General features: G+C 62.1%; 5 protein-coding genes. 4 read left to right on the top strand and 1 reads right to left on the bottom strand.

The features are described from left to right. Positions 1-939: LacI family DNA-binding transcriptional regulator (locus EOA22_RS25630; protein ID WP_127390301.1), on the bottom strand; the 939-nt coding region annotated here is incomplete at its 3' end. Between the two features lie 128 nt (positions 940-1,067). Between EOA22_RS25630 and EOA22_RS25625 the strand changes: the two genes are divergently transcribed. From EOA22_RS25625 to EOA22_RS25610, 4 genes are all read left to right on the top strand, one after another. Continuing rightward, complete coding sequence (locus EOA22_RS25625; RefSeq protein WP_127312659.1) at positions 1,068-1,316, top strand: hypothetical protein; 249 nt, start codon at positions 1,068-1,070, stop codon at positions 1,314-1,316. Between the two features lie 26 nt (positions 1,317-1,342). Beyond that, positions 1,343-2,581, top strand: a complete 1,239-nt coding sequence (locus tag EOA22_RS25620) for an ABC transporter substrate-binding protein (protein WP_063169023.1) — start codon at positions 1,343-1,345, stop codon at positions 2,579-2,581. Between the two features lie 81 nt (positions 2,582-2,662). Continuing rightward, positions 2,663-3,550 (top strand): sugar ABC transporter permease, encoded by an 888-nt coding sequence (locus EOA22_RS25615; protein WP_024504415.1) that lies wholly within the window; start codon positions 2,663-2,665, stop codon positions 3,548-3,550. Positions 3,551-3,552: 2 nt separating this feature from the next. Continuing rightward, positions 3,553-4,302: carbohydrate ABC transporter permease (locus EOA22_RS25610; protein WP_164755811.1), on the top strand; the 750-nt coding region annotated here is incomplete at its 3' end.

Genomic DNA, 4,302 nt, shown 5'->3' with positions numbered 1-4,302 from the left:
GGCCAGGCGGAAGTTCTCGTTGACGACGAGCAATTCCGGCCGGAACAGGTGCAACAGGTCCGACGACTGCTTGGACACGACATCGACGTCGCGGCCAAGTTTGAGGCCGGCATCTTCGATGCCGGCGACGATAGCCAGTGTCGCGGCGGCAGCGCTGCTGACGAAGCCGTCCGGCCTGTTCTCGCGGCGCATCACCTGCGCGGTCCTGGTCCTGATCTGCTCGATCGTGTGATCGATGGAAACGGTGTTGAACGGAATTTCGCTGGCGCCGACCTCGCTCAGCGCATCGGCAAAGCCGTTCAGCGTGTGGCCATAATAGGTCAGCCCGGGTGGCGGCGACAGAAGCGCCAGCTTGCGCCTGCCCATGCTCGCCAGGCGGCGCACGGCTTCCATCGCGAATACATGGTTGTCGAAGTCATGGTAGGGGTGGACCAGGCCCATGTCGGTGCGGCCATGCGTGGCAAAGGGCATGCCGTGCTCGAGCATGTAGCGGGCGCGTGGATCGTTCGGTTGGGTGCGCGAGATGATGACGCCATCGGCCGAGCCGGTCTCGACGAGATAGCGGATCGGCTCCATCGGATCCTGCGAGCGGGAATAAGGCGTGACGATCAGGTGATAGGGCGTTTCGGCGAGCACTTCCGAAACGCCGTAGATGATGTCCGAGACGAAGCTCATGATCTCGCGGTCGGTGTTGAGCACGAGGCTGATGACATTGGTCCTGCCGGTGCGCAGACGCACGCCGGCGCGGTTCGGCCGGTAGCCGATCTGCTTGGCGACGAGTTGGACGCGGCGCCTGGTTTCGGCGCCGATTTCCGGGGCATCCTTCAAGGCGCGTGACACGGTGGTGACGCCGAGCCCGGTCATGAAGGCAAGCGTCTTCAACGTCGGCCGTCCCTGTGCCGAGTTCTCCCCGTTCTTGTCCGTACGCTGTCTGTCCATTCGTCCCGCCCGTCAGGCGCATAGCAGCCGCGGGCCATGTCGGCAATCGCCGTCATAGCGATACGATATGCGTCCCAGCCCCGGCAAAGCGTCAATATACTGAAACGTTACAGATTGCCAGTATCGAGATGTATGTCCTCGTCACGAGGTGGATGGTTCTTTTTGCGAAACGCATTGGGATTCCAGGAGAAATCGCCCTGCCGCCGCCTTTTGCCCGTATCAGGCGGCATTTCGGTGTTTGCGCCGCAGCAAACCATGCTGCAGTGCATGAGAAGCGCGATCATTCAGGCGGATTTGTTCGCGGCCCGAAAAAATATCGAGGGCGCTTCGTTGATGGGTTGCACAGCCCGCGCAATTGCCGTATCGAAAATCTGTAACGTTTCAGATTCTGGGAGGAGCCGAAATGCGATACAGATTTTTGACCGCTGCCCTGGCGGCGACGGCTGCACTGCAATTTGCCGGCCAGGCGGCCGCGACGGACCTGGAAGTCACCCATTGGTGGACTTCAGGCGGCGAGGCCGCGGCGGTTGCGGAACTTGCCAAGGCATTCGATGCGACCGGCAACCACTGGGTGGACGGCGCCATTGCCGGCTCCGGCGGCACGGCGCGGCCGATCATGATCAGCCGCATCACCGGTGGCGATCCGATGGGCGCCACGCAGTTCAACCACGGCCGGCAGGCGGAAGAGTTGGTGCAGGCCGGCCTGATGCGCGACCTCACCGACGTCGCCACCAAGGGCAAGTGGACTGATGTCGTGCGGCCGAAGAGCCTGCTCGACGGCTGCACCATCGACGGCAAGATCTATTGCGTGCCCGTCAACATCCATTCCTGGCAGTGGCTGTGGCTGTCCAACGAAGCCTTCGCGAAGGCCGGCGTGCCGTTGCCGAAGGACTGGAATGAATTCGTGGCGGCAGCGCCGGCACTGGAGAAGGCCGGCATCATCCCGCTCGCCGTCGGCGGGCAAGCCTGGCAATCCTCCGGTGCCTTCGACGTGCTGCTTGCGGCTGTGGGCGGCACGGACACGTTCCTCAAGGTCTACAAGGACAAGGATGCCAAGTTCGCCGCCGGGCCCGAAGTCGCCAAGGTCTTCAAGGCCGCGGACGATGCCCGCAAGATGGCGAAGGACACCAATGTGCAGGACTGGAACCAGGCGACCAACCTGGTCATCACCGGCAAGGCGGGTGGCCAGATCATGGGCGACTGGGCACAGGGCGAGTTCCAGGTTGCCGGCAAGACCGCCGGCAAGGACTATACCTGCCTGCCGGGCCTTGGGCTGAACGAGGTCATAGCCACGGGCGGCGACGCCTTCTACTTCCCGCTGCTCAAGGATGCCGACAAGAGCAAGGCGCAGGAGGTGCTGGCCGAGACGCTGCTCGATCCCAAGACGCAGGTTGCCTTCAATCTGAAGAAGGGTTCCCTGCCGGTGCGCGGCGACGTCGATCTCAACGCGGCGAACGACTGCATGAAGAAAGGCCTCGCCATCCTCGCCAAGGGCGCCGTCATTCCATGGACGGACCAACTGCTTTCGCAGGACACCCAGAAGCAGAAGGAAGACCTTTTCGCCGAATTCTTCGCCAAGCCGGAATTGACCGTCGAAGACGCACAGAAGCGCTTCGCCGACCTCATCGCTTCGGCGGACTGACGCTGGCGGCAAGCCACCTCGCTCCCGGCCTTGCGAATGCAGGGCCGGGAATGCACCGCCCTTACCCAGCCGGCTGACGAGATGAGCAAGAGCGAACGCCCCAACCTTCTGTTCCGCAACCTCAATGCGAAGGTCGCCTCGATCCCGATGATCCTCACCGCCATGGTGGTTTTCGTCGGCGGCACCGTTTGGACGGTGCTCTATTCCTTCACCAATTCGAAGCTCTTGCCGCGGCTGAATTTCGTCGGGCTCGACCAATATTACCGGCTGTGGGCGACGCCGCGCTGGCTGATCTCGATCGAGAACCTGCTGATCTACGGCGCGATCTCGCTGGTGTTCTCGCTGGTCATCGGCTTCCTGCTTGCAGCACTGCTCGATCAGAAGATCCGCTTCGAGGACACGTTGCGCACCATCTTCCTCTATCCTTTCGCGCTCTCCTTCATCGTCACCGGCCTGGTCTGGCAGTGGCTGCTCAATCCGGATTTCGGCATCCAGCATGTGGTCCGTGACTTAGGCTGGACGAGCTTCAGCTTCGACCCGCTCTACAATTCCAGCATCGTCATCTACGGCATATCGATCGCGGCGCTGTGGCAAGGCACAGGGCTCATCATGTGCCTGATGCTGGCTGGCCTGCGCGGCATTGACGAGGACATCTGGAAGGCGGCGCGGGTGGATGGGATCCCGATGTGGAAGACCTATCTGTTCATCGTCATCCCGATGATGCGGCCGGTCTTCATCACCACGCTCGTCATCATCGCTGCCGGCATCGTCAAGGTCTATGACCTCGTCGTGGCCCAGACCAGCGGCGGCCCAGGCATCGCCTCCGAAGTGCCGGCCAAATACGTCTACGACTATATGTTCTTCGCCCAGAACCTCGGCCAGGGCTTTGCTGCCTCGACCATGATGCTGCTCTCGGTGGTGATCGTCATCGTGCCCTGGGCCTATCTCGAGTTCGGGCGGCGCAAATGAGCATGGCAGACATCACCGCTCAAGCAAGCACCGCCGCCGGCGCGCGCCAGGGCATCACCGATCCCTACGGCCCGAAGCCGCGCCGCGTGATTTCGCGCCGCAACGTCTTCCTATACGGCACATTGTTCGTCATGGCGGTCTACTACCTCTTGCCGCTCTACGTCATGGTCGTCACCTCGCTCAAGGGCATGCCGGAGATCCGGCTCGGCAACATCTTCTCACCGCCGCTCGAGATCACTTTCGAACCGTGGGTCAAAGCGTGGTCGACTGCCTGCACCGGCCTTAACTGCGACGGGCTCTCGCGCGGCTTCTGGAATTCGGTGCGCATCACCGTGCCGTCAGTGCTGCTGTCGATCGCCATCGCCTCGGTGAACGGTTATGCACTGGCCAATTGGCGCTTCAAGGGCGCCGATACGTTCTTCATCATCCTGATCGTCGGCGCCTTCATTCCCTACCAGGTGATGATCTATCCGATCGTCATCATCCTGCGCGAGATCGGCCTCTATGGCAGCCTCAGCGGGCTGGTGATCGTCCATTCCATTTTCGGCATGCCGATCCTGACGCTGCTGTTCCGCAATTATTTCTCCTCGATGCCGGAGGAGCTGTTCCGGGCGGCACGTGTCGACGGTGCCGGCTTCTGGGGCATCTTCCTGCGCATCATGCTGCCGATGTCGCTGCCGATCTTCGTCGTCGCCATCATCCTGCAGGTGACCGGCATCTGGAACGACTTCCTGTTCGGCGTCGTCTACACC

The organism is Mesorhizobium sp. M7A.F.Ca.US.014.04.1.1, assembly GCF_003998745.1.
GTDB classification, from domain to species: Bacteria; Pseudomonadota; Alphaproteobacteria; order Rhizobiales; family Rhizobiaceae; genus Mesorhizobium; species Mesorhizobium ciceri.
This window is presented reverse-complemented; position numbering and strand designations above follow the sequence as displayed.

What these genes read in the sequence shown, in the direction of transcription:
- EOA22_RS25615 (WP_024504415.1), top strand. Translation starts at nt 2,663, where the DNA reads ATGAGCAAGAGCGAACGCCCCAACCTTCTGTTCCGCAACCTCAATGCG.
- EOA22_RS25620 (WP_063169023.1), top strand. Translation starts at nt 1,343, where the DNA reads ATGCGATACAGATTTTTGACCGCTGCCCTGGCGGCGACGGCTGCACTG.
- EOA22_RS25625 (WP_127312659.1), top strand. Translation starts at nt 1,068, where the DNA reads ATGTATGTCCTCGTCACGAGGTGGATGGTTCTTTTTGCGAAACGCATT.